Source organism: Novosphingobium sp. FSW06-99 (assembly GCF_001519065.1).
Taxonomy (GTDB): Bacteria; Pseudomonadota; Alphaproteobacteria; order Sphingomonadales; family Sphingomonadaceae; genus Novosphingobium.
In genome coordinates, this window is sequence record NZ_KQ954263.1 from 70030 (window position 1) to 96160 (window position 26131).

Genomic DNA, 26131 nt, shown 5'->3' on the forward strand with positions numbered 1-26131 from the left:
CCGTCTGCTTATGCCATGCGGGGAAACCTGGGTCGCGTGGATCAACACTTGGGCATGTGCGCAAGAAACCGGAAATGTCATGCGCATTGCCTTTCGCGAAGGCGTTTCGTCGCACGGTCTGGTCTGCGCATCATACGCCCCTCCGCGCCGCTTGCACAGGGGTGATGGCGCGACAAACGCGTTCTGGCCGATGCCGGCACGAAACCGCGTCAAGGCCGGGATTCGCGATCGCGATGCTGTCGTGGCGGGTTCTTTGCGTTCGCTTGTAGCACTTTAGGGTTTAACTGAGCGGTTGACATTACGTTTGCGTCAAGCGACACCGGTATCAATACCGTTGGCTGCAAGGCTCACAAAAACCGGTAAATTTAGGGAAGGTTCTGCTTGTATGCGCGAAATCCGCACGTCTGTTTCCGTTATCGCTGTTGTGCTGTCACTGGTCGCGACATCTGCCGTGGCCCAATCCGCCGCGCCCGCGCCTGCCGCGCCTGCCGCGACACCCGCACCGGAACACACCGTCGACGACATCATCGTCACCGCGCAAAAGCGCAGCAACAGCCTGCAAAACGTGCCGATCGTGGTGACCGCCGTGGGCCACCAGTTGCTGGAGGATACCGGGGTCAAGGATATCAAGGATCTGGCCGTGCTGACGCCGGGTCTGCTGGTGACATCGACCACCAATGAAGGATCGACCACCGCGCGCATCCGCGGCATTGGCACCGTTGGTGACAATGCCGGCCTGGAATCCTCGGTCGGTATCGTGATCGACGGCGTCTATCGCCCGCGCAATGGCGTTGGCTTCGGCGATCTTGGCGATGTCGACCGGATCGAAGTGCTCAAAGGCCCGCAGGGTACGCTGTTTGGCAAATCGGCGACGGCCGGCGTCATCAACATCCTGACCGCTGCGCCGTCCTTCAAATTGGGCGTCGATGCCGATCTGACCGTGGGCAATTATAACGCCATTGGTGGCGCGGTGCAGGTTACCGGGCCGATTGTCGGTGATACCGTGGCTGCCAGTCTGTATTTTGCCGACCGTCATCGCGACGGGTATTTCAGCGTCAATGACGGCCCGGGGCCGAACACCGCAACCCAGGATACCAACCGCAATTTCTACACGATTCGTGGCCAGTTGCTGATCATCCCGACCACCGATCTCAAAGTGCGGATTATTGTCGATCATTCGCATCGCAACGAAGAATGCTGCATCGCGGTGATTACGCGTGCCAGCGAAGGCAATTTCGCCAACAGCCTGGTCAATGCGCTGGGCGGCAACGACGGCAATGCCGCCAATCCGTATGCGCGGACCGCCTATGCCAATCGGCCCGACGGGCAGCTTGTGAATGACAGCGGCATTTCGATGCAGATCGACTGGAAAGTCGGGCCCGGGTCGTTGACCTCGATCACGGCCTATCGCGACTGGAAGAACACGGCCGGTTTCGACGCCGATTTTTCGACCGCAGACATCGATTATCTGCCGTTCAACAACAGCAACTCGACCCAATTCCGCACTTTCACCCAGGAACTGCGTTATGCCGGTTCGGCTGGCCCGCTCGATTATCTGGTCGGTGGTTTCCTGTCGAAAGAGACGCTGCAACAAAACACCAGCATCCTGGTCGGCAGCCAGTTCACGCCATACCTCGGCCTGCTGTTCTCGTCGCTGGTCACGGGCCAGCCCGATCCCAATTTCCTTCAGACCGGGCTGACGTTTCCCTATGTCGGCGGGGTCAACTATGCGGCGGGATCCGGTTCGGTCGATCAATATCACCAGCGCGATTCGACTTATGCGCTGTTCACCGACAACACCTTCCACTTTACCGACAAGCTCAGCCTGAATGGCGGCCTGCGCTATACGTATGACGACAAGACCCTGTTCCAGAACAGCAACAACATTGGCAACGGCGCGGGCTGCGCCGCCGCCAACGCGGCGTTCGGTATTCTGAACGCGGTCAACCCCGCCGCGGCGACCCAACTGGCGGCGGTAAACGGCACGATGTGCCTGCCGTTCCTCAGCCCCGGCTACAACAACTATGTCAACAACCAGGCCGAATCCGAAAGCGTTCTGTCGGGCACGGCCAAGCTGGTCTATCGCGCCAGCCGCGAATTGTTGCTGTATGGATCCTATGCGCGCGGTTACAAAGCGGGCGGTTTCAATCTCGATCGGGTTGAATGCACGATCGGCACGGCAGGCTGTGCACCGGGCAGCGCGGCAGCGATCACCCCGATCAACAACACGCAGTTTGGCGCTGAAACCAACAATTCGTTTGAAATCGGCGAAAAGGCGACTCTGTTCAACCGCAAGCTGCTGCTGAATGCTTCGCTCTTCTATCAGAAGTACAAGGGGTTCCAGCTCAACACGTTCAACGGGCTGGTGTTCGTGGTCACTTCGGTGCCGTCGGTCATCAGCAAGGGCGTCGATGCTGATTTCGTGTGGATTGCGACCAAGAATTTCAGCATCCAGGGCGGCGTGACGTATGCCGACACCCGTTACAACCTGAACGCGGCGGAACTGGCGGCGCTGCAGGCGCAGACCGGTTTTCTGGGCGCGGCCAATTCGCGGCTGTCGCTGGCGCCGTTCTGGTCGCTGTCGGGATCGACGACGTATACCCAGCCGATCGGCGAGAACTACAAGCTGCGGTTCAACATCGGGGCGAAATATTCGTCCGGATACAACACCGGGTCCGATCTCGATCCGGGCAAGTACCAGAACGGCTATGTCCTGGCGAACGGTCGCATCGCCTTTGGCCCGCGCGATGAACATTGGGCGATCGAAGTCTGGTCGGAAAACCTGCTGAACACCAATTACACGCAAGTCGCGTTCAATTCCGGGTTCCAGAACGTGCCGACCAATTCGACCGGTGTGCTCGATGCGTTCCTGGGTGCGCCACGCACCTTTGGCGGCACCTTCCGCATCAAGTACTGAACGCCAGTCTTTGATTTCCGTGGGCATGAAGGTGATAGTCACCATCATGCCCACGGCGAGTCAGGTCAGGCGCTCGGCCAGAAAATCGACAAAGGCCCGCACGCGCGCAGGCACATTGACGCCACCCGGAAAGACCGCGTGGATGGTCTCGATGTCTCCCGGATTGAACGCCTCCAGAATTGGGACCAGCCGACCCGACGCCAGGTCGGGCTCCACGCTGAACCGACCGACCCGCGCAATGCCGACACCATCGGCTGCAAGTTGCCCCAGCGTCTCGCCGTTGTTTGCCTCGATCATGCCCCTGACGCTGAGCACATAGTCGCGGCCGTCCTTGCGAAACGGCCAGATCGGTTCGGCGCGGCGGAAATTGAAGCTCAGGCAATTGTGGTGGTGCAGATCCTCGGGCCGTTCCGGCGTGCCGTGGCGCGTGAGATAGTCGGGCGAGGCGACGACCACGCGTCGGCTCACGCCAAGTTTGCGCGCGGTAAGCGGGCTGTCGCCAAGTGGGCCGAAGCGGACCGCAACATCGGTCTGCCCGGCGGCAATATCGACCAGCCGATCGGTGAGGCTGATATCCACCAGGATATCCGGATAGCGCCGCGCAAATTCTCCCAGCAGCGGCACGATGCATAGGCGACCATGGGCAAGTGCCGCGCTCACGCGCAAGCGCCCGCGCGGTGCCCCCTGGTTGGCGATCGAGCGTTCGGCATCGTCAAGATCGGCAAGTATCCGCCGCGCGCTGCTCAGATAGGCCTGGCCCTCGGTGGTCAGCGTCAGCGCTCGGGTGGAGCGCAGCAGCAGACGCACGCCCAGACGGTCTTCGATCCGGTCGATTGCGCGGCTGATCGCCGAAGGGGTCAGGCCCAGCACGCGACCGGCGGCCGAAAAGCTGCCTTCGCTGACCACCGTCGCGAATGTCTCCAGCGCCCGAGCCCGATCGGCATGGAAGGCCATCTTTTCATTCAATGCAAAGATCCTTCGCGTTGCGCACCGCTACCCGATGTTTCGTACCCATTCCATCTTTATGCGCATCAATACGCGGCAAGGGACGTAGATGAAATATCGGTATTCGGGTGCGGCAGGCCGTGCGGAGCACGCTGTGCGTTTCGTCATCGGCCTCGTCGCGGGAATTGCCCGCCTGCGCCCGCCGCTTTTCTGACCGAAAGAACCACCATGAAATTCAATCCACCGCTGCTTGCCCTCGCCGCCGGTGCCTTTGGCATCGGCGTTACCGAATTTGCGCCGATGGGCCTGCTGCCACTGATCGCCAAGGATCTTGGTGTCTCGATCCCTGCTGCGGGCATCCTGATCAGCGCGTATGCGATCGGCGTCATGCTGGGCGCGCCGCTGATGACGCTCACCACGGGCCGGGTTCCGCGCCGCACGTTGCTGATCGGCCTTGCCGCCATCTTCACGATCGGCAATCTGATCGCGGCATTGTCTGGCAGCTATGCCACGCTGTTGATCGCGCGGCTGGTCACTTCGCTCAACCATGGCGCCTTCTTTGGTGTTGGATCGATCGTCGCGGCCGGACTGGTTGCGCCACACAAGCGCGCCGCGGCGGTCGCGGCGATGTTCATGGGGCTGACGATCGCCAATGTCGTGGGTGTGCCGCTGGCGGCCTGGGCCGGTGAACTGCTTGGTTGGCGCGCGGCCTTCTGGGGCATTGCCGCGCTGGGCGTGGTCACCATGGCGGCATTGTGGGTGACTTTGCCCGACATGCCGGCGCCTGCGGACAACGATGCGCGTTCGGAACTGCGCGTGCTGGTGCGGGGCCCGGTGCTGGCGGCGCTGGGCCTGACCGTCGTCGGCGCCAGCGCGATGTTCACCGTGTTCACCTATATCGCACCGATCCTGCGGGAACAGACCGGCGGTTCGATCGGGTTCGTCACCGCCATGTTGATGCTCTATGGCGTGGGCCTGACCATTGGCAACTGGCTGGGCGGGCGCTTTGCCGACCGGTCGGTCGACAAGACCCTGATCGTGACACTGGCGGCGCTGACGGCGATCCTGGTTACTTTTGCGATTGCCATGCCTTATGCGGGTCCGACAGCCGTGGTGATCTTCCTGTGGGGCATTGCCAGCTTTGCCCTGGTGCCGCCGCTGCAAGTGCGGGTGATGAGCGCGGCGGCGGCTGCGCCGAATCTGGCTTCATCGATGAATATCGGCGCCTTCAACCTCGGCAACGCCATTGGTGCGGCCCTGGGCGGCAGTGTGATCGCCGCCGGGCTAAGCCTGCCGTTTGTTGCGCTGGCAGGGGCCGCCGCCTCGGGCCTTGGTCTGCTGGCCATCCTGCTTGGCCGGAACACCGGTGATGCGCTTGGCAATGCCGACTTGTGCGGTGAGGTCATGTGAACCTCTGCGCAAACACATGGCGTTGCAGTCGCGGGGCGCATCCGTTCGCGGTGCGCGCCGCGCGGGTCTGGCACAGCGATGGCGTGTGCTGGTTCCGTCCCGATGCCGGCGCGCATGAGGCGATCGGGCATGCGCATGTGATGGCCGCGTTGCTGGGCGAAGGCGGCGTGCCGGTCGAACGGATCACCACCCGCCAACCCGGCACGATCCTCTATCGCGACGCGATGCAGGTGGTGGCCAAACCGTTCTGACGATCAACCAAGAGGAGGAAACCATGACCGACCCGACCCGATTTGACGATCTGCCTTGCTTTCGAGCGTAGCAGCAAGCGCCGACGCGGCTTCCCCAGCGAAAGCCGCGTCAAGCGCGGCCAACGCTCTGTGCGCGGCGGCTTGGTCGAGCTGCTGGAAAAGCTGGGCCGCAACGATCCTTGTCCCTGCCACTCGGGGAAGAGGTTTCAAGGCCTGCTGCCTGACATCGGGCAGATATGACGGCATGTTGCGCCGCGATCACTGGCGCTGAACGGTGGCGGGGGTGCGTGATGCGCCCCCGCCAGCTTTACCACCCGGCCAGAATATGCGCGACACCGGCGGCATCGGGCAGACACTGCGCATGGTCGGTGCGTGGCGTCCGGGCGCAGTTCCACAGGGCGGTCTGCACGCCTTTGCGGGTGTCCTGCAGATAGAGGAATGCTGGTGCGGGATCGGCGGTCTGGCCCATCACCAGGCAATGCGGGTGGTCCTTGCACAAGGCGAAGGCGCGCACGGCATAGCTGCCGGGAAAGGCATTGGCGTCGAGTGTCAGCGTCAGATGGTCGGGTGCGCGGGCACTGTCGGGCGCGGGCGAGCGCAGCGTGGCAATGGCGTGGGGCAGGGTGACGGCATCGTCTTCGGGCAGGCCGGGCAATGCGGTCAAGGCGCGGTGCGCCTGCGACATCGGGGCGAGTTGCGGCACTTGCGGCTCGGCGCTGCCGGGCGCGAGCGGGTGCAGCGCGGCCAGCGTGCCCCAGAAGCCGGGCCAGCGATAAAACAAGTGCGCGCCGACAGCGCCCAGCTTGATCAGGCTGTCGCGCCATTGCGGCACCACGTAATCGGCATGGTAATGCGTCGCCAGCCCGACTGCCGGATCGACCGCCCCGTTCAGCGCGGCCATCGCGATCGCCTGCGCGCGTGCCCAGGCCACCACACCGGGGCGGCGGCGCACCAGCGATCCGTCGCAGGCAAATGTGAACTGGCAGGCATTGGCGCGGTCGGCATCCTGAAACACCACCCCGCACACCGATTTGGCAAAGGCGGGGTGGCGCACGCGGTTCAGCACGACTTGGGCCACTGCGCGTTCGCCGGGCGGGTCGTCGCCGGCTTCGTACCATTGCGCGGCGGCCAGGCAGTCGGCGGCGCGTGCCCGCGCATCGGCGGTGAGCGTGGCGCGAAAGGGTGGTGCGATCTGGGCAAATGGCTGTGCCGGAACCGCCGCGTTGGAGGCGCGGGCCAGATCGGGCGGCAGTGCCAGCAGTGCCAGCGGGCGCGGCAGTGCCGGCAACCGTGCCGGGTCTGCCGCATCGGCAGGCGCCGTGGTGGCGGCCAGTTCATCGAGCGACAGTCGCTGCGCCGGATCGCTGCGCGGTAACGGATGTGTGTGGATCAGCCAGCCGAGCGTGCCGACAAACAGCAGCGCCATGGCCAACCGCCAAACGAACGTGCGCCGGTCGCGCCAGATCGCCGGGCCGGATGCGGGCATCGCGGCACCGGACTGGCTGCGGTCGGGCAGGGCGATCGGGCCGCTGGCCATGGCGGCGCGGTCAGAACCGATAGGTCAGCGCCAGGCTGACCACGTTCTGGTTGAAACTGCGTGCCGCCAGCGAAGGGTCGGAATAGCGGCCGAGCCGGTGCGATGCGCTGGCCTCTGCCTGCCAGTGCGGGCTGATCAGCCAGGTCGCCACGAATTGTGCGCTGCCGAAACGGTCGTGAAACGGGGCATCGACATATTGTGCGATGCTGTATGTCAGGCCCGGCTTCAACAGCAGGTTGCGCAGCAGTTCGTGCACCACCTGCAACGCAAAATCCTGCTGTTCAAACCCGGCCACGCCCAGCATCGGTGCGCGCTGATAGGCTTTGTCCGCACTCAGGTTGATCGTGGTCAGCCGGGTCGGGCTCCACGCCAGCGACACGTTGTAGTCCAGTCCGCCGATCGGGCGGTTGGCATCGTCGCGAAAGGTCCGGTGGAAATAGCCGACCGCCGCTTCTCCCTGCAGCAGGCGGTTCAGCCCGAAGGCAACGCCCACCAGCGCGGCATATTGCGTCGAATCGCGCTGGCCTGTGGACGGAATGTAAAAGGCATAGGTGTTGTCATCGATTTCGAGATCGACATAGGCGGCCACCCCTGGCGAAATCGCCTGCGCCACGCGGGTCTTGCCTTCCAGATAGGTATAGTCGCGATAGGACAAGTCGATCGGCATGCCGTCGAGTTCGCGCGGCACATAGCGATAACGATCGAGATGCCCCGACAGCGTGATCACCGTGGTGTTGAACGCCTGTTGCAGTTTCAGATCGGCGGTGAACTGGCCATAGGCGACCGGTTTCGCGCCGAACAGCGTGTCGCCGGTGCTGCCGCGCGGTTCGATATTGCTGGCGAACTGCGCATCGGTCGACAGCGTGGTGTTGCTGCCCAGTTCGAACCGCCCGTCGCCCGCCACCGACCAGGTGACGACATCTTCGTCGGCATGCGTGGCATAGCGATCGATTTCGGCCTGCCCGGTAAAATCGACCTGATTGCGCGACCATTGCGACCGGGCATCGACTGCCGGGCGCACCGCCAGCACTTCGTCGGCATCGACAATGTCGCTGCGCGCATAGATGTTGTCGTTGTACGACGCATTGGCGGTGAGCGTGGGAAACAGCAGGAACGAGCCCGCCGGAATGCCCGGCTGATCATATTCGGGCCGCAGGCGCGACGCGGCGGTGTCGTTTTCCATCCGCGTGTCGACCACTTGCTGGGCCACGGCGAGCGTGGGCAGGGTGCAGAGCGCCAGCCCCAGCGCGGTAGACGCGGCGCGCCTGGCCGGGTTGCAACCCAAAGTCTGCCTCAAATCCATGAAATCGCCTCCAAGCCCCGATGAGGCAGGCCCCGGCCCTCATTTTTGGGAGCAATTTTGGGTATCATCGAACGGACTGGATGTGCTGGCAGATAGCCCCGTATCCGAGGTATTACTGAGGGCTCTCCGCTGGCCGATCGGACCGCCCTGCACCGTCACCGCCCTTGCTTAATCCGTATGAATACGTGGCAATGGCGGTTAACCAGCGCGGGCAAGCATTTGGTGGGGGGATTGCCCCAGTCTGGCGAGATGCCGCATCGCCTGCCCAGCGCCGTTTACGACCGTCTCGATCCACCCGGGTTGACCCCCGGCATGATCGTGGCGGCGGCGCGCTGGTGCGTGCCGGTGGCTGCCGGCTGGACAATCCAGGTTCGGCTGGCCGGGGGGGTGACCACCGCCGATGCCGCGCAGGGCGCGCTGATCCTGGGGGTGGCCGCACTGTTGGCGGCGCCCCGCCGCCGCGCCGCGGAATTGCTGGGCATGGTGGCGATCTGGCTGACTCTTGGCGAATTTCTTGCGGCGAGCCGGACCGGGCAGTTTGTCTTGTGGCGCTGGGCGGTGGCGCTGGCCGCGCTGGGGCTGATCGTGGTCTTTACGCGGGTCCAGCAAGTGCGCGCGTTGGCGCGGGCCAATCGCTGGCGGCCGTTGCGCGAACACGTGCGCGCGCACCGTGCCGGTGGCGTTCAGGCGACTGCCGCGTCGATCCCGATCGAAGGCAGGGCGCGGCGTATCGCCTCCTGAGCCAGGCGCTCGGCATAGATTTCCAGCAACCGGTCGAGCCAGCCATCGGGATCGAGCGCCAGAAACGCGCCCAGCACATGCCCGGCGTGGCTCATTGCCGCGATGGCGGTGTCATCACCCGCCAGTTCGCGCAGCAGCGCGGCAAAGCGCGCGGTGTCGCGCGGTTCGACCGTCAACCCGGCGCCGATCCGCACGATATCGTCGGCCAGTAGCGCGCTGGGCGGCAGGAGCACCGGCAAGCCGCTGCGCGCGGCCTCGATCGCGACCAGCCCGAACGGTTCGGGATAGCGGCTGGGCATCACCAGCAGGCGCGCGCGGTGGGCCAGTGCGGCAATCTGTGGCGGATCGAGTCGCCCGGTAAACTGCGCCTCGGGGTACAGCGCGCGCAACTGGCTGGCCTGCGCACCATCGCCGATCACGCGGATCGGCACGTGTGCCGCGCGCGCGGCGGCCAGCGCCAGATCGGCGCCCTTGGTGTCCTCCAGCCGTCCGACGAACAGCACCTCACGACAGGTTTCGGCGGCGATGCGCGTGGCACTCCATGGCACCACCGGATTTGGCACCACGTGGATCGCGGCGGCGGGAATGCCGCCGCGTTGCAACAGCGGGGCCATCGCGGCATGGATCGCCAGCACCGGCGGGCTGTGCTGCGGCGCCATGGCCAGCCGCTGGATCGCCGCGCGCCCCAGCCGCCAGGCCTTGTGCACGGTGCCGTGCCGGTCGCACCGCGCCAGCGCACAGGCGATGCCCAGCGGCACGCGGGCGCAGGGAGCCCCGGTCGGCAGATCGGCAAAAGCGCCGTTGGGGCAGACGAGAAAGAAGTCATGCGCCGAAATGACCAGCCGGTCGCGCACCGGGGCCAGCGCCGCCAGCACGGCCGGTGACAGGATCTGCGACCAGCCGTGCAAGTGATAGACCGTTGTCGGCGTGTCGTGCCGGGCGATCCAGCCGCGCACCATATGCCAGGCCGCGCGGTTCCACCAGCCGCGGGTCATCGCCTGAATGCCGCCGCGCGCCAGCAGTCGCGCTTCGCCCAGTCCCTGTGCTTTGACGCCGGGATGGCCCAGCCCAAGCGGAGGCGGGCTGTCGCCCGACAGCACGGTGACGGGCAGGCCACGGTTGGCAAAACCGAGTGCCGATTGCATCGCCAGCGCGCTGGCACCCCCCATCGGGCATGACAGATCGTTGATCACCACGATGCGGTCGGGGCGGATCAAGGCGCGGATACGCCGCTGCGGATGACCTGGGCCAGGCGGGCGATGTCGGCGCGGGTCGTGGCGATCAACCGATCGAGCCGGTCGCGATCGACCCCGGTGGCCAGTGCCAGGTCGACCAGCGCGACGAGCGTGCCCGGATCGAGATCGGCACAATCGGCGATGCAGGATTCGCGCCCGGCAAGCGCGAAAAAGCTCTCCAGCTTGACATCCCATTTCAGCCCGATCGCGGGAATGGCAAAGGAATGCGCGACAATGCAGGCGTGCATGCGGTGCGCGATGATCACATCGCAGGTGGCAATGAACCCGACGAGTTCGGCGGGCGTGGCAAACGCCGGTGCGATGGTCACCGGATAGGGCAGAGGCAAATCGTCGTCGCCTGGGGCCGCGCACCAGACCGCCCCGTGGCGGGCCAGAAAGGCGCGATCTTCGGGGCTGCCATTGGTGAACAGCACGACATGCAGGCCGGCGACGGCGAGCGCACGCGCGGCGGTCTGATACCAGATCGCGAAATCGACCGTCGGGGGCAAGCCGCTGGCATGATAGCGGACTGCCAGCGGCGAGGTGATGCACAAGCCGACCCGCAGGCCTTCGCCGGTCGGGTTGCGAGGGGCCGGATCGAAATGGCGGACTGCGAGCAGACCCGGATCGCCCGCAAGCCCCGCGCCGGGCAGTCCATACGGTTCGAGCAGATCGTGCCACGCGCGTTGCGACCGCTGGTCGCGCACGGTCGCGGTGATCAGCGGCGCGGCGCACAGCGCGCGCACAAACAAGTGGTGCCCGGCGCGCGACCAGCGATGGTTGACCCCGACCGCATGCACCGCCACCGGCAGGCCCACCCGCGCCACTTCGCCCAGCGCGCCCGCCAGCTTCATCGGGAAATTGAGATCGGTGTCGGTCAGCAGATTGCCGCCGCCGACCACCACGGCATCAAACCCGCGCAGGCGGGTGCGCACATGGCGGCGCAACCGGAACCGCACCAGCAGCGCCAGCGCCACCCGCACCGCGCGCCGCCGGGCCCAGCGCGGCAAGGCTTCGAGCAGGGCAATTACGCGCCCGCGCCGGCTGGGGCCATGGCCGCGATAGGCGGCGCGCCCGGCCAGATCGATCGACACCACAGTGGCCCCCGGCAGGGCCTCCGCGAGTTCGCGCTCAAGGCATTCGGACAGCAGACCATCGCCCAGGTTCGGGCTGAACTTTACATTGAGCAGCGCGATCTTCATGCCTTGCGCGCTCGCACGCCGCACGCAGATCGATGCGTTTCAGGTTTAACGCATCGATGTCCTGAGTGACGCGCAAAGGAATCCGGACTGGCCATGGCCCGATGCTTTGCCACTGCGCCCGACTGCGGCAAGCAGGGATAGCGCCGGTTCGGCCCGGTTTCGGAGGCTTTGACGAATTGGCAGTGGGCGTGCACGCATTGCGCCCACCGCGACGGCGCGGGCCGTTGATGCGATCAAAATGTCTAAAAAATCAGCGCGATGCAAACAGCAGTCGACCCGGACCCAACTGATCGAGCACAGTCTCGATCGAACTGTTGCCCACCGCAAAACAGCCCTGGCTGCGCCCGATCCGACCATATTGCGCGGCAAATTCAGGTTCGACGTAAGTGGCTGAATGGATGACGATCCCGCGCACTTCGGCCTGATCGTTGTCGGGATCGAGCCCGATCAACCGGCGCGACCGGCCATGGCGGCCATAATAAGTATCACCCAGCACAAAGCTGCCGTTGCTCGATGCTTCGGAGCCGATGCGGTTGGAAAAATGTTCGGCAAAGCCGCTGTTGGCCGGATCGGACCCGCGCCCGTGGGCGACCAGGTGGCTCGACAGCACGCGGCCGCCCGCCACATCGACGATATGCAGACGCGGACTGCGCGACGGCACCGAAAAATCGACCAGACCGATCACCGAAGGATCGGCAACGCGTTCCCGATGGACGTCGAGCGCGGCCAGCGCGCGTGGCAGCAGCACTGGCGCACTGGCGTCCAGCGTCGCGTCAGGCTGCGCGGGCAAAGGCGGCAGAACGCGCTGCCAGAGCGACCAGTCGGTCTGCTCTGGCAGGATGGCGGCGCTGGCGCCGCGTGGCAACAAGGCGGTGGCTGCGGTTCCGGCAATGGCGCCGAGGAACCGGCGCCTGCCGGACATCATCGTGCAAGACCCCGTAATATTGTTCGCGCCGGTTCAACGACCGGCATTTGGCTGCGCGCATACCATTGCCGCGCGCAGCAGAACCAGCCGTTCGATCAACCCTTGCGATGAAACGTGCGGTTCGTGCTGCAAACCGTTGGGGGGTCCGTGATTTTCGCGATCAGTCCTGTGGCAATGCGGTGAACGCGCCCGCAGCCGTGAAGCGCGCAACCGGATGACGCCCGCTGGGAACTTCGCGCGCGCGCAGCGCTTCGGGCAGCGATTCCGGATCGCCCTTGCGCCCGATCGCCACGGCGGCCTCGATGTGGAAATCGTCGGGGATGGCGAGTTCGGTGCGGATACGGTCCTGATCGATGCCCGCCATGCCATGCGCGTGATAGCCCAGGGCCGTTGCCTGCAACGCGAGCAGGGCCCAGGCCGCACCGGCATCAAAACTGTGGTTGGGGTTGGCTTTGGGATCGCCGCCCAGCTTCATCTGCCGGTCCGAAATCACGATCACCAGCGCACCTGCGGCACGGGCCCAGGACGCATTGAACGGCATCAGCAGCGACACGAACAAGTCCCAGTTGGCATCGCCCGACACGGCATAGAGAAAGCGCCAGGGCTGATAGTTGAACGCCGAAGGGGCCAGCGCGGCGGCCTCGAAAATGACCTGCAGATCGTCGGCCGCGACGGGCGTGCCATCAAACGCGCGCGGCGACCAGCGCTCGACAAACAGGGGAACAACGCGGGGATCGGCGGTGCGTGCGGTCATGAAAGTTGGCTTTCGAACAAGGGAGACGAAGCCCTATCCTGCCACGCGGCGCGGCGAAATCGCGAAAATGTTGTCAATCGCGTTTGGAAAACTTGAATGGCCCTAGGCGGCGCGTGCGTCGGGCGCGATCAGCCGTTCATAGGTCGCGAACAGTTCGCGGAAATGATCGTCCATCGTGCGCGGGGGCGGCACGTCGGGGTCGGGCCCGGCCAGCCCGGATTCGCGTGCCAGACAATATTGCCCGATTGCGGCGGCGGCGGCGGCGGGGTCGGCCGAGCGGTAGATCCAGCCGCCACAGGCACGCGCCTGGTCGGCGGCGCCGCCTTCATCGGGGGTGATCAGCGGCAAGCCGCTGGCGCGTGCTTCGGCGGCAACCATGCAGAAGGTTTCGGCTTCGCAGCCGTGCAACAGTGCGTCTGCGCTGGCCATCACCCGCGCCAGTTCGTGGCGTTCGGCAATCGGGGCCAGCACCCGCACATGGGGGTTGCCGCCGATGCGCCGTTCGATGGTCTTGAGATCGCGGCCCTGGCCGACCAGCACGAGGCCGACTTCATGGCCGGTACCCGCAGCGGTGACCGCGTCGATCAGCATGGGCCAGCGCTTTTCCGGGGCAAACCGTCCGGCGCCGAGCAGCAGAGTGGCGGTTTCGGGCAATTCGCACAGGCCCAGCAGGCCCTTGCGCAGTTCGGCATCGCGCAATGCGGGCGAAAACACGCCGGGATCGACCCCCATCGGGTTGGTCACCACACGCTTCAGGCCCCCTGCGGCGAGCCGTGCCGACAGGCCCGGGCTGGCCGAGACGATCATGTCATAGGCCCCGTCTAGCCTGCGCAGATGGCGCCAATAGCGATCGAACAGGCCGTTGATGGTGTCGCGCGTGGCCACCGGATCGAACCAGCGATAGGCATAGGCGGACAACGGGTCGGCGTGCATGATCAGCGCGCGAGGGGCCTTGCCGGGCCATTCGGCGATGATGCTGGCGCTGCGCCAGGGCGACGAGGCTTCGACAAAATCGGGCTGTTCGCGTTCGAGCGCAGCATAAAGCGCGGGCACGTCGCTGAAATAGCGGTAATTGAAATCAAGCGGAAAGACCGTCGATTTCAGCCAGACAATCCGTGCGTTGGGGCCGCGTTCCTCGATTTCGTCGCGTGCACCCGGCGCGATAACGACGACTTCGTGCCCCAAAGCCGCGCCCGCCTTGAGCTTGCGATCGATATAGGTGCGTACGCCGCCGCCCTTCGGAGCATAAAAGGCGCAGACATCAACCAGCTTCATCGGTTGCTCGCGATCGGCCCGAACGAGAACAGGCCGATACGGTAATTCATGATCACGCGCAACGGGGTGACCCCGCTGCCCACCGTGATCGCGACGGAGTCTGCCTTTGGCTTGCTCCAGCCCAGATGCGGGTTGCGCGAAAATCCGACCCCGTCATGCTGCCAGTTGAAACGGTGGTTGGAATCGCGATCGTGCAGCACCATCACCGCATAACGGCCGGGGCCCGGCAGGCGCACGCAGATGTGGGGTTCGTGTTCGCCCGGCACCGGGCCTTCGACGCGGCGAAAGGTCTTGCCGGCGTTGATCAGCTTGTTGTCGTCTTCCAGGAAATCGCCTTCGACGCCCGGATAGACCTCGACCTTCAATTTGCCCTCGTGGTCTTTCAGCCCGATCACGTCGACGATCACTGCGGGGCCAGCCTCATCCGCGCGACAACGCGCCTCCACCGTGCCCAGATCGGGGCTCGACGGCACAAACGCGGCAGTCATCAGCGGAAAGGTGGCTGCCAGCAGCAGCGGGCGGATCATGCGTTACGCTCCCTTTGCGCCAGATCGAGCAGCAACATCGCGATGAACACGGCAATATGGATAGCGGTGATGAACAGGGCAATAACCGTGATCATCTCGTGAGTCTGGTCGACTGGCCCGCCCAGCAGCGCGAGCGCCCCAGCAAAGGCGATTTCCTGGTTGGGAATCAGCGGCAGACGGGTGACCAGCAGGCGCCCGGTCGACAGGATCAGCCACGATGACAGCGGCACGGCGGGCAGCATCAGGCTCCACAACACCGCGGTCAACACGGTGTTGGCGACCAACCGCACCATATGCACGCTCAACACAAACAGCAGATCGGGACGTGGCAGGCTGAGCAGGCGGTTGCGGAACACGGTGATGGCAAGACCGGTCACCAGCATGATCGCGATCGATCCCTGCAATTCGGCACCATTGATGCCAAAGCCGAATTTCTTGATGAACGGCCAGGCCACCGCCATCATGATCAGGGTCATGGCATAGCCGGCGATGGCCGACAGGATCGCCACGTCCTTGACCGCGCCGAACGGCGATCCTTCCATTTTCACATGGCGCCGCGCCCAGTCGTAGAAGTAGACTTCGCCGACATAGCTGAGCAGGATCTGGTTGCCGATCATCTTCTTGATCAGCGGAAACAGCCCTTCGAGCGGGATCTTCCACAACTTGCGAAAGATCACCCAGTCGCCCAGCGGGCCGCTGAGATAGTTGATGCCCAGCACCAGCCAGATCAGCGGCGAAGTCGGGATGAAGGCAACCAGCGTGTGCCAGTCGAGCGCGTGAACCTGCCACAATGCGCCGCCCAGGATCGCGACTGAGATGGCCGGGCCGACAAACGCACCGGCGCGGCGCCAGCGCGAGGTGACGTTCGACGCGGGCAGCGCGGCGGGCGCGGATTCGGCGGCGGTGGCAGGTTCGGTCATGACTGGAATGCTCGCGCAAGGGCGGGTGTGGTGCCACGGATCATGCACATGCGCGGCAATATAGGCGTGGACCGGTTCATCGATGCGCGTTTAGGCAGCTTGGCGGTTCCGGTCCAGTCGCCATTGTGCCCGCCGCGCGCAGGGCCGTGCACAGGTGCCATCACCCGATCAGCCCGGCATAGCGGGCAGGGCGATGGCTGGCGGCAAACCGTGTCAGCGTCGCATCGATCGATCGAAGCAGCGCGGGCACGGTGACATCGCCGGGATGTACCGCAACGCGCACTGTGGGCAGGACCGGCAGTACGCGCCGCGCAAGACCGGCAAACCCGATCGATGAACGGATGCGGCCGGGGCTGCGGCTGGCCCAGGTCACCACCGGGCCGCGCGACACCACGCGGCGGTTGCCGGGGGTCCACACTTTCATGTGATCTTCGGCCAATGCAAACCCCAGTTCGTCGAGCGCATCCAGCGCGCCGGGGCCATAGAGCCATGCGGGCGCGATGAACCCGGCGACCGGCGCGCCGAGAATGTCTTCGAGCAGGGCCTTGCCTTCGCCCATCCGCCGCACCGCCTCGCCGCGCGACAGATTGAGGAATTCGCCTTCACCCGCCGTCATGTGCTTGCCCTTGAACGCGGCAAAGCCCTGGCGCGCCGGGGTTTCGTCGCGATGGCACCAGCCGTGCAGGAACATTTCGATGCCCAGCCCGGCCCATTGCCGCAATCGCGCATGAAACGCACGGTTGTCGGCGATCGGGGCTTCGCGCCAGTGATCGGGGATCACCAGCATGGCGAACCGGGCCGCACCGAGATGACGGTCAAGCCGTTCGGCCAGTGCATCGACGGCCGTTTCGGAACGCGGCGAGACATCGTGAATCGACACCAGCAGCCGCCGCGCAGGGGCTGTTTCACGCGCCGGTTGCGTGCCCGGCGCGGCATTGGGCAGGGTGGGGTCGATCATCACATGCGGTCCGCTGCGCGGCCTGTCGCAACCGGTGTCGCTTTGCAATGAAAATTTGCGTGGGTTCCGGTTCGACCGGGCGCAAAGTGGCGCCAATCCGGCGCAACCCTGTTGTCTACTTCGAAACTTGAGATACTCTTGGATGATACCGCCTTGGTATGCGAGTCGGCGGGGGCGCTTTTCATCACGAAGGGCACTGACATGACCAACCTGAACACCGCTGAAACAGTCTCCGTGGTACCGCAATCGGGTGATTCTCCGGATATCCTGCTCGTTCCCGGGCTGCACAATTCCGGCCCCGGGCACTGGCAGACAATCTGGGAAGAGCGGTTGCCGCATGCGCGCCGCGTCGATCTGGGATTGTGGGACGATCCCCATCGCAACACCTGGGTGGGCAAGCTGGCGCTGGCAATCGGGCGCGCCGAACGCCCGGTGGTGCTGGTGGCGCATTCGCTGGGGTGCCACGTGGTGGCGTGGTGGGCCGAATACGAGGCGGCGTTCAACGCCGCCGTGCGCGCGGCGGAACTGTCCCTGGTGGTCGGTGCGCTGCTGGTTGCCCCACCCGAAGTCGAGGAAAACCCGGTCGACCGGCGGCTGACCCGGTTTGCCCCGGTGCCCACATCGCGATTTCCTTTCCCCACGATCGTGGTGGCCAGTCGCGACGATCCCTATGCCTCGACCGGCCAGGTGCTGCGTATGGCGCGGCGCTGGGGTGCGCAATTCGCCGATGCCGGGGCGATCGGCCATGTCAATGCGCGGTCGGGCATCGGTGACTGGCAATTCGGGCTGGACCAGTTGCGGCGACTGGCGCCCGCTGCGGTACCGGCCGCCGTGGTGCCCGATCCCGCCGCGATCACTCTGCCGCCGCCGGCGTTTGGCTGGGGTGCAGCACGCTGACCGTACCGGCATTGCGGTCGATGGCAAACCCGCTGCCGTCGGCGGCGCGCCAGACAAAGCCTTGTGCATGGTCCCAGTCGTGCGGCGCCATCATGCGCCCGTCGGGCGTGGACCAGATGCCATCTTCGGGGAACCGCGTGCGCGCCGGATGGTGGGCCGCGCGCCACGCCGCCAGCGCGGCGACGGCGTCTTCCAGCGCGCGGTCGCGACTGGTCCAGTCGATCCAGGTGATCGCGTTATCCTGCGCATAGGCGTTGTTGTTGCCGCGCTGGCTGCGGCCGAATTCATCACCCGCGGTCAACATGATCGTGCCGGTAGAGGCAAACAGCGTGCCGAGCATCGCGCGCGCCAGGCCCTGCCGCCGGGCGATAATCGCCGGGTCGTCGCTGGGCCCTTCGGCGCCGTTGTTCCAACTGAAATTTTCGCCATGGCCGTCGCGGTTGTCTTCGCCGTTGGCATGGTTATGGCGCCGGTCATAGGCCAGCGTGTCGGCCAGTGTGAAGCCATCGTGCGCGGCGAGGAAATTGACCGAGCGGCATGACCCGCGCTCGAACAGATCGGCCGACCCGGCGATCCGCGTGGCCAGCAGCCCGGCAGGCGCATCGCCGCGCCAGAACCGCCGCACATCGTCGCGCCAGCGGTCGTTCCATTCCAGCCAACCCGCCGGAAAGTGCCCGAGTTGATAGCCGCCGGGCCCCACATCCCACGGTTCGGCAATCAGCACACGGTCATGCAGCAGCGGATCGGCAGCCAGTTCGGCAAAGATCGGCGCATCCGCGGCAAAGCCGGGCCCGCGCGCCATCACTGTGGCCAGATCGAAGCGGAACCCATCGACGCCGGTGTGCCGCACGAAATGGCGCAGCGCATCGAGCACCAGCGCCCGCAGCGCGGGATTGGCAAAATCGAGCGTGTTGCCGCACCCGGTGTCGTTGATCAGTGTGCCGTCGGGGGCATGGGCATAGGCCGCATTGTCGAGCCCGCGCAGCGCCAGCACGCCGCCGTGGACATCGCTTTCGCCGGTATGGTTGAACACCAGATCGAGCAGCACGCCGATCCCGGCCTGGCGCAGCGCGGCCACTGTCGCGGCGAGTTCGGCCATGCCGCCGGGGCACAGACGTGGATCGAGCGCCATCGGCACGACCGGATTGTAGCCCCAGGCGTTGTGCAGCCCCAGCGGAGGCAAGTGGCGTTCGTCGACCCACGCCACGATCGGCATCAGTTCGACCGCCGCCACGCGCAGCTTGTGCAGATGTGCGATCACCGCCGGGTGCGCCAACGCGGCGACCGTGCCGCGCTGGTGTTCGGGAATATCGGGATGCAGCATGGTGAAGCCGCGCACATTGACTTCGTAGATCAGCCCGCCGGGGGTGAACAGCGGCGGGGCGGGGGATACCACGGGCAGGGCGCCGGGCGCGATCGCGCGCGGCACCAGATCGGCGGTATTGACCCCGAATTGCCCCAGCGCCGGGTCCTGACGGAACGGGCGGTCGAGTTCCACCGCGTGCGGATCGACCAGCAGCTTGGCCGGATCGAACCACAGCCCCGCTTCGGGGGCCCAGCGCCCGTCGGCGCGAAAGCCATAGCGCGCGCCCGCCAGATTGCCGGGCAGGGCCACTGTCCAGTCATCGCCGTCGCGCTCCATCGCCACGCGCCGTTCGCCGTGATCGTCGAACAGGCACAGCCACAGCGCCTCGGCCAGCGGGCTGCGCACCCGGAACCGGGTCGATGCCGGTCCGGGGCAAGCGGTCACGTGATCACGCTGGGCTGCGTCCGCCCGGTGTGCCGCACGATCCCGGCCAGCGCATCGGCGGCGGTGATCAGGTCGGCCAGCATCGTGCCGGTGTCTTCATCGAGCGCGCCGCCGACCGGTTCATAGCGTTCGAGATAGACGCGCAAGGTGGCCCCTTCGGTGCCGGTGCCCGACAGGCGGAACACGATGCGCGACCCGCCCTCGAACAGCACGCGCAGGCCCTGGTTGGCGCTGGTCGTGCCATCGACCGGGTCGAGATAGGAAAAGCTGTCGGCCACCGCGACGCGCAGCGATCCGAACGTCGCGCCCGGCAGATCGGGCAGGCTGGCGGTCAGTTCGCCGATCAGCGCATCGGCAATGTCGGTCGGCAGCGCTTCGTAATCGTGCCGCGCGTAATAATTGCGGCCATAAGTCGCCCAATGTTCGTGCGCGAGCGCATCGACGCTGATCCGCCGCACAGCCAGGATGTTGAGCCACAGCAGCACCGCCCACAGCCCGTCCTTTTCGCGCACATGGTCCGACCCGGTGCCCGCGCTTTCCTCGCCGCAAATCGTCACCAGCCCGGCATCGAGCAGATTGCCGAAGAATTTCCACCCGGTGGGGGTTTCAAAGGCGGGGATGCCCAGGGCCTGTGCCACGCGGTCGGCGGCGGCGCTGGTCGGCATCGAGCGGGCAATGCCTTTCAGCCCCGCCGCATAGGCGGGCGCGCGATGCGCGTTGGCGGCCAGCATGGCCAGACTGTCGGACGGGGTGATGAACCGGCCGCGCCCGACGATCAGGTTGCGATCGCCATCGCCGTCCGACGCGGCGCCGATGATCGGCGCATCGGGGCCGAACATCGTGTCGAACAGGACTTTGGCGTGGACCATGTTGGGATCGGGGTGATGCCCGCCGAAATCTTCGAGCGGCACGCCGTTTTTCACGGTTCCCGCGCGAAAGCCCAGCCGCCGTTCGAGAATCTCGATCGCATAGGGCCCGGTGACGGCGTGCATTGCGTCGAAGGTCGCGGTGAACCCCTCGGCCACGGCGGCGCGGATCGCGGCGAAATCGAACAGCGTTTCCATCAGGTCAGCATAATCGGCCACCGGGTCGATCACGCTGACCGTCAGATCGCCAATGCAAGTGTCGCCCGGCATGTCGAGATCGATGTCATCCGCCGTGACGGTCAGCCAGCGGTCGATCGTCAGCGTGCGGGCATAGATCGCCTCGGTCACCGCTTCGGGGGCTGGGCCGCCATTGGCGATGTTGTATTTGATGCCGAAATCTTCCTCGGGGCCGCCGGGATTGTGGCTGGCCGACAGCACCAGACCGCCGCTGGCGCCATATTTGCGGATGACATGGCTGGCGGCCGGCGTCGACAGGATGCCGCCCTGGCCGACCAGCACGCGGGCATAACCGTTGGCGGCGGCGATGCGGATGGCCGCCTGGATCACCGTGCGGTTGTGATAACGGCCATCCCCGCCGATCACCAGTGTGGCGGCGGGACCGCGATCGACCACATCGAATACCGCCTGGATGAAGTTTTCGGCATAGTTTGGCTGGGCAAACACCCTGACCTTTTTGCGCAGGCCCGATGTTCCCGGTTTTTGACCGGCAAACGGCGTGGTGGGAACCGAAACGATCATCGTGCCTCCAGCAACTGTTGATAGAGGTCGGCATAGGCCTTGCCGCTGCGACCCCACGAAAAATCGGATTTCATGCCGGCGCGCTGGATTGCCTGCCACACCGCGGGCTGGCGGTGCAGCAGCACGGTGCGTTCGATCGCCTCGGCCAGCGCGTCTGGCGTTACCGTGTTGAATTGCACGCCGGTTGCGGCCCCTGCGGCGATCGCGGCCAGATTGGCATCGACCACCGTATCGACCAGCCCGCCGGTGCGCGCCACCACCGGCACGCAGCCATAGGCCAGGCCATAGAGCTGGGTCAGGCCGCACGGTTCGAAGCGGCTGGGCACGAGAATGGCATCGCCGCCGCCCTGCATGCGGTGCGACAGCCCTTCGTCATAGCCGATGCGCACGCCGACCCGGCCCGGATGGCGCGCGGTGGCGGCGACAAATCCGGCCTCCAGCGCCTTGTCGCCCGATCCCAGCACCGCCAGCCGCGCGCCGCAGCCGATCAGATGGTCGATCGTCTGCAACAGCACGTCCATGCCTTTTTGCCAGGTCAGGCGGCTGATCACCACGAACAGCGGGCCGGTGCCGGCCTCGATCCCGAATTCGGCCTCGACCCGCGCGCGGTTGGTGGCGCGGCGCGCCAGCGTGCGCACAGTGAATGGCGCGGCAAGTTGCGGGTCGGTGGCGGGGTCCCATTCGTGCGTGTCGATACCGTTGACGATGCCGTGCACCTGGCCGGCGCGCGCGCGGATCAGCCCGTCGAGCCCCATGCCGAATTCGCTGTGGCGAATTTCGCGCGCATAGGTCGGGCTGACGGTGGTGATCGCCCAGGCGGATTCGAGCCCGGCCTTCAGAAATCCCACCCCGCCGTGGTATTCGACCCCGTTGATCGACCAGGCCTCTGGCGGCAGGTCCAGCCGATCGAACAGCGCGCGCGGGAAATGGCCCTGAAAGGCCATGTTGTGGATGGTCACCACCGATGGCGGCGCATCGCCCGCCGGGGCAAACCGCAGATAGGCCGCGCACAGCGCCGCCTGCCAGTCATGCGCATGGGCGATGTCGAACCGTGCCCCGCGCACAGCGCCGCTGGCAACATCGGCCGCGGCGCGCGAAAAGGCGGCGAAGCGCAGGCCGTTATCGGCCCAGTCGCGCCCGTTGCCATCGACATAGGGCCCGCCATCGCGGCGGAACAGGCCCGGCGCATCGACCACGAGCAGGGCGTGACCGCCGATCCTGCCCGCCACCAGCCGCGCCGGTTCGCCCAGCAGCGAGGGCCAGGCATGCACCTGCTTTGCCTTGCCCAGCGCGGCCAGCACGGCAGGATAGCCGGGCAGCAGCGTCGTCATCGCCACGTCATGCGGAGCCACCGCGCCCGCCAAGGCGCCGACGACATCGGCAAGGCCCCCTGTCTTGACCAACGGCACGGCTTCGGAAGCGATCGACAGCACCCGGATGGTCATACAACTCCTTCGTATTTCCTCCCCGGAACGGGGAGGATTTTCAGGTCTTGGCGGCCAGCCGGTCGAGCATGGACCGGGTGATCAGGCATACCCCGTTTTCGGTGCGGCGGAAACGTGTTGCATCAAGTTCGGGATCTTCGCCGACCACCAGACCTTCGGGAATGCGCACGCCCGAATCGAGGATCACGCGTTTCAGCCGCGCGCCGCGCCCGATGTTGCAATAAGGCAGGATCACGCCTTCTTCGACGGAGGACCACGACCCCATCTTGACCCCGGTGAACAACAGGCTGCGCCGCGCCACCGCACCCGACACGATGCAGTCCTGACTGATCAGCGAGGATATCGCCATGCCGCGCCGACCGTCCTGATCGTGGACGAACTTGGCCGGGGCGGCGATGATCTGGTCTGTCCAGATCGGCCATTCGCGGTCATACATGTCGAGCTTTGGCACGGTGTCGGTCAGATCGAGATTGGCCTCGAAATAGGCATCGAGCGTGCCCACGTCGCGCCAGTATTCCTCGATCTCGTCGGCGGCGCGGATGCAACTGTCGGTGAACTTGTGGGCCACCGCCTTGCCGTGCCGGACGATATAGGGGATGATGTCGCCGCCGAAATCACGCGTCGATCCCGGCGTTGCGGCATCGCGCCGCAACTGGTCGAACAGGAACTGCGTTTCGAACACATAGATGCCCATCGAGGCCAGACTGTGCGCGCTATCGCCGGGAATGGTTGGCGGATCGGCTGGCTTTTCGACGAACGCGGTGATCCGGCTGTCGGTATCGACCGCCATCACGCCAAACCCGGTCGCCTCCATTTTCGGCACGACCAGGCAGCCCACGGTGACATCGGCGCCCGAGTTGACGTGCTGTTGCAGCATCAGCTCATAATCCATCTTGTAGATATGATCGCCGGCCAGAATGACCATGTATTTGGGCGCATGGCTGGCGATGATGTCGATGTTCTGAAACACCGCATCGGCGGTGCCTTCATACCACATCAGTTCCGATACGCGCTGCGATGCGGGCAGGATGTCAAAGCTTTCGTTGCGTTCGGGGCGCATGAAATTCCACGCGCGGTTCATGTGGCGGATCAGCGAATGCGCCTTGTACTGCGTTGCCACGCCGATGCGGCGAATGCCTGAATTGAGCGCGTTCGACAGGGCAAAATCGATGATCCGGCTGACTCCGCCGAAATAGACCGCCGGTTTGGCGCGGTTGTCGGTCAATTCCTTCAACCGGCTGCCACGCCCGCCCGCCAGCACATAGGCCATCGCGTCGCGCGCCAAGGGCTGTCCGACTGTCCTGTCCCGTTTGGCCATCATCCCCTCATTCTCCCTGTTTCACGCCTTTCCGGCATATTCGAACATGACCGTCGCCAGCGGGGGCAGCACGACCAGCGCGGCGCCGTGGCTGGCGGTAACCGACCCCATGTTGCCCTGGCCCGATCCGCCATAGATCGTGGCATCGCTGTTGAGCACTTCGCGCCATTCGCCGTCGATCGGCAGCGGCAGGCGATAGTGGCCGTGCAAGGTCGGGGTGAAATTGCTGATCACCGCGACCGGCGCCGCGCCCGGCGCCTGGCGCAACCAGGCAAACACGCTGGCCGCCGCATCGTCGACCACCAGCCAGGCAAACCCGTCGCCCTCGCAATCGCGCGCGTGCAGCGCGGGCAGGGCGCGATAGGCGCGGTTGAGATCGCGCACCCAGCCTTGCATCCCCTGGTGCGGGGCATGGGCCAGCAAGTCCCAGTCCAGCTCGCGCGCTTCGCTCCATTCGCGGCTTTGCGCAAATTCCTGCCCCATGAACAGCAGCTTTTTGCCCGGATAGCCCCACATCAGGCCGTAATATGCGCGCAGACTGGCAAATTTCTGCCAGTCGTCGCCGCTCATCTTGTTGAGCAGCGAGCCCTTGCCGTGGACCACTTCATCGTGGCTGAGCGGCAGCACGAAGTTTTCGGCAAAGGCATACATCAACCCGAAGGTGATCTCGTCATGGTGAAACTGCCGATGCACCGGCTCGCGCGCCATATAGCTCAGCGTGTCGTGCATGAAGCCCATGTTCCACTTGAACCCGAAGCCGAGCCCCTTTTCATGCGTCGGCAGACACACCCCGGGCCATGACGTGCTCTCTTCGGCGATGGTGATGACGCCGGGATGACGGCCATAGACCGCGCGGTTCATCCCTTGCAGAAAATGCACCGCTTCCCAGTTTTCGCGCCCACCCTGTGCGTTGGGAATCCATTCGCCTGCCGCGCGCGAATAGTCGCGGTACAGCATCGAGGCGACGGCATCGACGCGTAACCCGTCGACATGATAGATTTCGGCCCAGAACAACGCGTTGTTGGTCAAAAATGCCTCGACCTCGCGCCGCCCGAAATTGTAGATCGCGGTGTTCCAGTCGGGGTGGAACCCCTGGCGCGGGTCGGCATGTTCGTAAAGACTGGTGCCGTCGAATTTGGCCAGGCCATGCGCGTCGGTCGGAAAATGCGCCGGGACCCAGTCGATCAGCACACCGATCCCGGCGCGGTGCGCGCCGTCGACAAATCGGGCAAACCCGTCGGGACCGCCAAACCGCGCGGTCGGGGCATAGAGCCCGGTGGTCTGATAGCCCCAGCTCGGATCATAGGGATGTTCGCTGACCGGCATGAATTCGATATGGGTAAAGCCCATCTCGACGACATAGGGGATCAATTGTTCGGCCAGTTCGTCCCAGGTCGGAAATTCACGGCCCGGTGGCCGGCGCCATGATCCGGGATGGACTTCATAGATCGTGATCGGCTGGCGGCGCGGATCGGTGGCCGCCCAATGCGCGCGATGCGCCCCATCGCCCCATTCGGGCTTGCCCGGGGTGGCAACGATCGAGGCGGTGGCGGGCCGCAATTCGGATGCAAAGGCAAACGGATCGGCCTTCAACGGCTGAACCACCCCGTCGGGGCCGGTCACGCGGTATTTGTAGGCGCGGCCAAGCCCGATCTCGGGGATGAAGATTTCCCAGATCCCGGTGTCGGCGCGGCGGCGCATCGGGTGGCGCCTGCCGTCCCAGTCGTTGAAATCGCCGACCACCGCAACCAGCGCGGCATTGGGCGCCCACACCGCAAAATGCACGCCGGTTGCGCCTTCATGGTCAATGACATGCGCGCCGATCTTGTCAAACAGGCGGAAATGGGTGCCTTCGCCGATCAGGAAATCGTCGGTCGGCCCCAGCACCGGGCCGAACGAATAAGGATCGGTGATCCACCATTCGTGCCCGCCGTTGCGGCAGCGATAGCGCAAGGGCTGGCGCGCGGCATCGAGCGGCCCTTCGAACAGGCCGCGCGGATCGACCCGTGGCAGCGTGCCCAGCGACTGCCCGGACAGGCTGAACGCCTCGACCTCGGCCGCGCCCGGCAGCAGCGCGCGGGCAAAGCCGCCGCCGGGCCCCTCGTGCAGGCCCAGCACCGAGAACGGATCGGCATGGGTGCCTGCAAGCAGGGCATCGATGGCAGTGGCCGGCGGCTGCATTGGTTGTGTGTTCCT

The 26131-nt window shown here is 65.5% G+C and carries 22 protein-coding genes; 6 read left to right on the forward strand and 16 right to left on the reverse strand.

The features are described 5' to 3' along the window. Window positions 1-451 precede the first annotated feature (451 nt). Entirely contained in the window at window positions 452-2917 is a 2466-nt protein-coding gene (locus AQZ49_RS18615; protein WP_197411123.1) for a TonB-dependent receptor, read from the forward strand. 60 nt (window positions 2918-2977) lie between these two features. On the opposite strand, the gene AQZ49_RS18620 is transcribed toward AQZ49_RS18615, so the two are convergent. Further along, window positions 2978-3871, reverse strand: coding sequence for a LysR family transcriptional regulator (locus tag AQZ49_RS18620; RefSeq protein ID WP_156428397.1), 894 nt, complete (start codon window positions 3869-3871; stop codon window positions 2978-2980). Between the two features lie 219 nt (window positions 3872-4090). On the opposite strand from AQZ49_RS18620, the gene AQZ49_RS18625 reads away from it, so the two are divergent. The 3 genes from AQZ49_RS18625 (at window position 4091) to AQZ49_RS23035 (ending at window position 5763) form a co-directional block, all read left to right on the forward strand. Continuing rightward, window positions 4091-5272 carry an MFS transporter gene (locus AQZ49_RS18625; RefSeq protein WP_067619368.1) on the forward strand — a complete coding sequence of 394 codons (1182 nt, stop codon included), beginning with the start codon at window positions 4091-4093 and terminating at the stop codon, window positions 5270-5272. After that, window positions 5269-5523: a hypothetical protein gene (locus AQZ49_RS18630; RefSeq protein ID WP_067619371.1), complete on the forward strand. Its 255-nt coding sequence runs from the start codon at window positions 5269-5271 to the stop codon at window positions 5521-5523. The genes AQZ49_RS18625 and AQZ49_RS18630 overlap by 4 nt, the downstream gene beginning before the upstream one ends. Window positions 5524-5652: 129 nt before the next feature. Continuing rightward, window positions 5653-5763 (forward strand): SEC-C metal-binding domain-containing protein, encoded by a 111-nt coding sequence (locus AQZ49_RS23035; protein ID WP_369819155.1) that lies wholly within the window; start codon window positions 5653-5655, stop codon window positions 5761-5763. A 67-nt stretch (window positions 5764-5830) separates the two neighbouring features. Here the strand turns inward: AQZ49_RS23035 and AQZ49_RS18635 are convergent, their stop codons facing one another. Beyond that, window positions 5831-7060, reverse strand: a complete 1230-nt coding sequence (locus AQZ49_RS18635; protein ID WP_067619374.1) for a cell wall hydrolase — start codon at window positions 7058-7060, stop codon at window positions 5831-5833. A gap of 10 nt (window positions 7061-7070) precedes the next feature. Continuing rightward, window positions 7071-8363: an outer membrane beta-barrel protein gene (locus AQZ49_RS18640; RefSeq protein WP_067619377.1), complete on the reverse strand. Its 1293-nt coding sequence runs from the start codon at window positions 8361-8363 to the stop codon at window positions 7071-7073. A 222-nt stretch (window positions 8364-8585) separates the two neighbouring features. Between AQZ49_RS18640 and AQZ49_RS18645 the strand changes: the two genes are divergently transcribed. Beyond that, window positions 8586-9104 carry a hypothetical protein gene (locus AQZ49_RS18645; RefSeq protein WP_231739309.1) on the forward strand — a complete coding sequence of 173 codons (519 nt, stop codon included), beginning with the start codon at window positions 8586-8588 and terminating at the stop codon, window positions 9102-9104. Here the strand turns inward: AQZ49_RS18645 and AQZ49_RS18650 are convergent. From AQZ49_RS18650 to AQZ49_RS18685, 8 genes are all read right to left on the reverse strand, one after another. Further along, entirely contained in the window at window positions 9047-10321 is a 1275-nt protein-coding gene (locus tag AQZ49_RS18650) for a glycosyltransferase family 4 protein (protein WP_231739310.1), read from the reverse strand. The genes AQZ49_RS18645 and AQZ49_RS18650 overlap by 58 nt on opposite strands. After that, window positions 10318-11565 carry a polysaccharide pyruvyl transferase family protein gene (locus AQZ49_RS18655; protein ID WP_231739311.1) on the reverse strand — a complete coding sequence of 416 codons (1248 nt, stop codon included), beginning with the start codon at window positions 11563-11565 and terminating at the stop codon, window positions 10318-10320. The genes AQZ49_RS18650 and AQZ49_RS18655 overlap by 4 nt, the downstream gene beginning before the upstream one ends. A 226-nt stretch (window positions 11566-11791) precedes the next feature. After that, window positions 11792-12466: a murein L,D-transpeptidase catalytic domain family protein gene (locus AQZ49_RS18660; protein ID WP_067619387.1), complete on the reverse strand. Its 675-nt coding sequence runs from the start codon at window positions 12464-12466 to the stop codon at window positions 11792-11794. A gap of 160 nt (window positions 12467-12626) precedes the next feature. Further along, the gene (locus tag AQZ49_RS18665; protein ID WP_067619390.1) at window positions 12627-13220 is read right to left on the reverse strand and encodes a nitroreductase family protein; all 594 of its coding nucleotides are present in this window, start codon (window positions 13218-13220) and stop codon (window positions 12627-12629) included. Between the two features lie 102 nt (window positions 13221-13322). Next, complete coding sequence (locus tag AQZ49_RS18670) at window positions 13323-14495, reverse strand: glycosyltransferase (RefSeq protein ID WP_067619393.1); 1173 nt, start codon at window positions 14493-14495, stop codon at window positions 13323-13325. Continuing rightward, complete coding sequence (locus tag AQZ49_RS18675; protein WP_067619396.1) at window positions 14492-15022, reverse strand: DUF2141 domain-containing protein; 531 nt, start codon at window positions 15020-15022, stop codon at window positions 14492-14494. The genes AQZ49_RS18670 and AQZ49_RS18675 overlap by 4 nt, the downstream gene beginning before the upstream one ends. Next, window positions 15019-15942 (reverse strand): hypothetical protein, encoded by a 924-nt coding sequence (locus AQZ49_RS18680; protein WP_067619399.1) that lies wholly within the window; start codon window positions 15940-15942, stop codon window positions 15019-15021. Before AQZ49_RS18680 ends, AQZ49_RS18675 begins: the two co-directional genes overlap by 4 nt. Window positions 15943-16102: 160 nt before the next feature. After that, complete coding sequence (locus AQZ49_RS18685) at window positions 16103-16900, reverse strand: DUF2334 domain-containing protein (RefSeq protein WP_082701913.1); 798 nt, start codon at window positions 16898-16900, stop codon at window positions 16103-16105. Between the two features lie 201 nt (window positions 16901-17101). Here AQZ49_RS18685 and AQZ49_RS18690 point away from each other — a divergent pair, with 201 nt between their 5' ends. Next, on the forward strand, window positions 17102-17797 hold the full coding sequence (locus tag AQZ49_RS18690; RefSeq protein WP_067619402.1) for an RBBP9/YdeN family alpha/beta hydrolase: 696 nt from the start codon (window positions 17102-17104) through the stop codon (window positions 17795-17797). On the opposite strand, the gene glgX is transcribed toward AQZ49_RS18690, so the two are convergent. Genes glgX through glgB form a run of 5 tightly spaced genes read right to left on the reverse strand, consistent with a single transcriptional unit; the run spans window position 17754 to window position 26116 of the window. Further along, on the reverse strand, window positions 17754-19547 hold the full coding sequence (glgX, locus tag AQZ49_RS18695) for a glycogen debranching protein GlgX (protein ID WP_067619406.1): 1794 nt from the start codon (window positions 19545-19547) through the stop codon (window positions 17754-17756). The two genes, AQZ49_RS18690 and glgX, sit on opposite strands and share 44 nt — an antisense overlap. Further along, window positions 19544-21172, reverse strand: a complete 1629-nt coding sequence (locus AQZ49_RS18700; RefSeq protein WP_067619409.1) for an alpha-D-glucose phosphate-specific phosphoglucomutase — start codon at window positions 21170-21172, stop codon at window positions 19544-19546. Before AQZ49_RS18700 ends, glgX begins: the two co-directional genes overlap by 4 nt. Further along, window positions 21169-22617 carry a glycogen synthase GlgA gene (gene glgA / locus AQZ49_RS18705; protein WP_067619412.1) on the reverse strand — a complete coding sequence of 483 codons (1449 nt, stop codon included), beginning with the start codon at window positions 22615-22617 and terminating at the stop codon, window positions 21169-21171. The genes AQZ49_RS18700 and glgA overlap by 4 nt, the downstream gene beginning before the upstream one ends. 40 nt (window positions 22618-22657) lie before the next feature. Next, a complete protein-coding gene (gene glgC, locus AQZ49_RS18710) occupies window positions 22658-23938 on the reverse strand; it encodes a glucose-1-phosphate adenylyltransferase (RefSeq protein ID WP_369819154.1) in 1281 nt (426 codons plus the stop codon). 18 nt (window positions 23939-23956) lie between these two features. Then, complete coding sequence (gene glgB / locus AQZ49_RS18715; RefSeq protein WP_067619415.1) at window positions 23957-26116, reverse strand: 1,4-alpha-glucan branching protein GlgB; 2160 nt, start codon at window positions 26114-26116, stop codon at window positions 23957-23959. Window positions 26117-26131: the final 15 nt, after the last annotated feature.

What these genes read in the sequence shown, in the direction of transcription:
- AQZ49_RS18690 (WP_067619402.1), top strand. Translation starts at nt 17,102, where the DNA reads ATGACCAACCTGAACACCGCTGAAACAGTCTCCGTGGTACCGCAATCG.
- AQZ49_RS18635 (WP_067619374.1), bottom strand. Translation starts at nt 7,060, where the DNA reads ATGGCCAGCGGCCCGATCGCCCTGCCCGACCGCAGCCAGTCCGGTGCC.
- AQZ49_RS18640 (WP_067619377.1), bottom strand. Translation starts at nt 8,363, where the DNA reads ATGGATTTGAGGCAGACTTTGGGTTGCAACCCGGCCAGGCGCGCCGCG.
- AQZ49_RS18625 (WP_067619368.1), top strand. Translation starts at nt 4,091, where the DNA reads ATGAAATTCAATCCACCGCTGCTTGCCCTCGCCGCCGGTGCCTTTGGC.
- AQZ49_RS18660 (WP_067619387.1), bottom strand. Translation starts at nt 12,466, where the DNA reads ATGATGTCCGGCAGGCGCCGGTTCCTCGGCGCCATTGCCGGAACCGCA.
- glgA (WP_067619412.1), bottom strand. Translation starts at nt 22,617, where the DNA reads ATGACCATCCGGGTGCTGTCGATCGCTTCCGAAGCCGTGCCGTTGGTC.
- AQZ49_RS18700 (WP_067619409.1), bottom strand. Translation starts at nt 21,172, where the DNA reads ATGATCGTTTCGGTTCCCACCACGCCGTTTGCCGGTCAAAAACCGGGA.
- AQZ49_RS18620 (WP_156428397.1), bottom strand. Translation starts at nt 3,871, where the DNA reads ATGGCCTTCCATGCCGATCGGGCTCGGGCGCTGGAGACATTCGCGACG.
- glgB (WP_067619415.1), bottom strand. Translation starts at nt 26,116, where the DNA reads ATGCAGCCGCCGGCCACTGCCATCGATGCCCTGCTTGCAGGCACCCAT.
- glgC (WP_369819154.1), bottom strand. Translation starts at nt 23,938, where the DNA reads ATGATGGCCAAACGGGACAGGACAGTCGGACAGCCCTTGGCGCGCGAC.
- AQZ49_RS18680 (WP_067619399.1), bottom strand. Translation starts at nt 15,942, where the DNA reads ATGACCGAACCTGCCACCGCCGCCGAATCCGCGCCCGCCGCGCTGCCC.
- AQZ49_RS18665 (WP_067619390.1), bottom strand. Translation starts at nt 13,220, where the DNA reads ATGACCGCACGCACCGCCGATCCCCGCGTTGTTCCCCTGTTTGTCGAG.
- AQZ49_RS18685 (WP_082701913.1), bottom strand. Translation starts at nt 16,900, where the DNA reads ATGATCGACCCCACCCTGCCCAATGCCGCGCCGGGCACGCAACCGGCG.
- AQZ49_RS18675 (WP_067619396.1), bottom strand. Translation starts at nt 15,022, where the DNA reads ATGATCCGCCCGCTGCTGCTGGCAGCCACCTTTCCGCTGATGACTGCC.
- AQZ49_RS18670 (WP_067619393.1), bottom strand. Translation starts at nt 14,495, where the DNA reads ATGAAGCTGGTTGATGTCTGCGCCTTTTATGCTCCGAAGGGCGGCGGC.